The following is a 2,983-nucleotide window of genomic DNA, read 5'->3' as shown; positions in this document are numbered from 1 at the left end:
TGGAAAAGATCAATATGTTTAAAAAGGGAATGGGATTCTTAAAGGCTAAGTTCTTACATAAGAAGTATGGGGAGAGTTTTTAATGAGTTTATTTAAGAAAATAGTAACACTTGTACTCGCAATGAGTTTGATGACTGGATGTTCTTTGACTAATAATGCGGATTCACAAAAAGTATTTAATTTTGCGGGTTCTGGTTATGTGACATCTTTAGATGCATCAAAGGCTATTGATGAAACATCTACAAATGTGATTCAGGCATTTGGTGATGGTTTATATGCTTATAATGTAAAGAGTAAGCTTAAGCCAGCTATTGCGAAGAGTAAAGAAGTAAGTGAGGATGGCAAAACATATACTTTTGAAATCAGAAAGAACGTGAAGTGGTCTAATGGAGATCCAGTGACTGCAGAAGACTTTGTTTATGCATGGAAGAGAGCCTTATCTATGCGTTCTGAAGCATCTAAGTTATTAACATCTTATGGTGCTGCGATTGCAGGTGCTGATGATATTTATAAAGGTTTAAAGCCTGCAGATACTTTAGGTGTTTATGTGAAGAATAAGAAACTGGTTGTACATCTTCAATATAAGACTACACGTTTTATGGATTTAGTGACTCAGCCTGTCTTCTTTCCATTAAATCAGAAGTTTGTAGAAGCACAGGGAGATAAGTATGCGACTTCTCCTAAGACATTATTATCATGTGGGACATATAAGGTGTCTTCTATTTCTAAAGACAAGATTGTATTAAAGAAGAATAAGACATGTTACTTTGCGAGTAAATCAAATATTAATCAAGTGAATATGCTTTTTGGAATCAGTAATGATGAGAAAATTAAATTATTTGATGAAGGTAAGATTGATTTTGCATCAGTGACTGGTGAGAAAGCGAAGAAATATGATGGTAAGGATTCAAGTACTGCAGATAGTGATAGTGTGATGTGGGATTTAGTGCCTAATTTTAAGGACCAGTATTTATCAGATCTAAGAGTACGTGAAGCAATATCTTTACTACTAAGAAGAAATAAGTATGATAAAAATGTATTGAATGACAGAACTGAGAAAGCTGAAGGCTTACTTCCTATGGGTATCTGTTTTAACTCACAGAAGCAGTTTATGAGAGATGCCTCTAAATATAAGTTGAAATACAATAAAAAAGAAGCGAAGAAATCTTTATCTAAGCTTCTTAAAGAATATAAGTTAAAGAATTTTACTTTTACTTTAACTTATACAAAAGAATATCCACAATCAAAGATTATTGCGAGTGAAATTAAAAAAGACCTTGAATCAACTAAACAATTTAAGGTGTATTTAAAAGAAGTGAATACTGTGGATTATGAACAGGCAGAATTATCTTTATTACGCATTAAAGGTACATGTAATGATGCTTATGATTATTTAGCCCCTCTTGCAGTTAATAATCAAGGTATTAATCATTATTCTAGTAATGAATTTAATAACTTCTTTACTACTGCAGTCAATGCACAAAGTCAGGATGAACGTTATTATGCATTCTTAAATGCGGAAAGAGTCGCAATGCGTGACTATGCACTTATTCCTGTGATTCATCAGGGACAGAGATACGTAATTAATGTGAGTGTCACTGGTCTTATTTGTAATTTTAGTGGCGCACCATATAGTTTTAGATATATGAGTATGCATTAATTGAGGGGGTATTCAATGAGCAACAAAATAAAGACATTTATACAGAAATTAACGACACCACAAATGGGTTTAGTCGTTTTAGCTATTTATTATTTTATATTATTTTTAGATACTACTACTTTAAGCTTTAGCTTTTCTAGAGTAACCACTTTATGTAAGTTGTTGAGATATGTTTGTTATGTGTATTTCTTGTTTGTAATATACAAAAAATTAAGAACTTTAGACTTAAAGAGTTATATAAACAAAATTAAGAATTTTGATAAGAAGCAGTACTTTGTGGCAGGTGTTGTATTACTCGCATTATTTAGTATTGTGATGAATTTATTACTCACTAAAAACAAAGTTTGGGTTTTCTTGTTATTTACACTTATTTATGCAAGCTGTTTTGATTTTGAAGACGTATTAAATACAATCTTCTCTGCACAGTTTATTTCATTAATTCTTATTACTACATTAAGTTCATTTGGACTTATGCATGATTATGTCAATATGAGAGCTGATGGGACAATAAGACATTCTTTAGGATTTGGTTATCCTACTTATGTATCTCAGTTCGTCCTATTTATGATTCTCTATTATTCATATAAGAAGAACTTTAAAATCAGTCCTGAAAAGCTAGGCTTATATCAACTTCTTATTGTATTTTCTTATTTCTTAACTGATTCTAGAACAGAAATGTTGATATCAGAATGTATTCTTATTGGTATCTTTATGAATTCTGTAGGTATTCTTGATAAATTCAAGAATGTAGTAGAATTCTTTAAAAAAGTCTATGCGACATGTTTTCCATTATTCCCAATTGGAAGCTATATTCTTGTGATGTTATATGGATTCATCTTCAATACAATGAATGTGAATAGTATTATCTTCAAAGTTGCACAGAAATTCAATCATATATTTTCAAATAGACTTTATCAGACGTTCTATGATTTTAAACGTTATGGTTTAAGCTTATTTGGTTCAAATATTGATTTAGTCGGTTATTTCCTAACTAAAGAGAATGAAGGGACTATTATTAGAAGTAACTTCATTGATAATGAATATATGAGAATCTTATTTGAAAATGGATGGATCTTCTTTATCGCATTTTTTGCGATTATTTCAATAGTGATCTGGCATCTTTATAAAACTAAGAAAGATGGATTACTATTTATTTCATTTGTGATTACAACATCTAGTTTAATAAATCCTAGATTATTTACTATCACAGTTTCAGTTATTAGTTTTATGATTATTCCAGTATTATATGATTTACTATTTAACCAAGGAGGACACTTAAATGAGTAAATATGATTATCTAGTAGTAGGATCAGGTCTTTATGG

The 2,983-nt window shown here is 30.3% G+C and carries 2 protein-coding genes; both read left to right on the top strand.

Annotated features, from left to right (window positions below):
• Nucleotides 1–82 precede the first annotated feature (82 nt).
• Nucleotides 83–1,660: a peptide ABC transporter substrate-binding protein gene (locus ACT8VG_RS09390; protein WP_444195713.1), complete on the top strand. Its 1,578-nt coding sequence runs from the start codon at nucleotides 83–85 to the stop codon at nucleotides 1,658–1,660.
• A 15-nt stretch (nucleotides 1,661–1,675) separates the two neighbouring features.
• A complete protein-coding gene (locus ACT8VG_RS09385; protein ID WP_444195712.1) occupies nucleotides 1,676–2,947 on the top strand; it encodes a hypothetical protein in 1,272 nt (423 codons plus the stop codon).
• Nucleotides 2,948–2,983: the final 36 nt, after the last annotated feature.

This window comes from Catenibacterium sp., assembly GCF_052354645.1.
Taxonomy (GTDB): Bacteria; Bacillota_I; Bacilli_A; order Erysipelotrichales; family Coprobacillaceae; genus Catenibacterium; species Catenibacterium mitsuoka_A.
Note: the sequence above shows the minus strand (reverse complement) of the source record. Positions and strands in the feature narration are given on the sequence as shown.

Excerpts from the sequence above, each read along its gene's own strand:
- ACT8VG_RS09390 (WP_444195713.1), top strand. The coding sequence starts at position 83 with ATGAGTTTATTTAAGAAAATAGTAACACTTGTACTCGCAATGAGTTTG.
- ACT8VG_RS09385 (WP_444195712.1), top strand. The coding sequence starts at position 1,676 with ATGAGCAACAAAATAAAGACATTTATACAGAAATTAACGACACCACAA.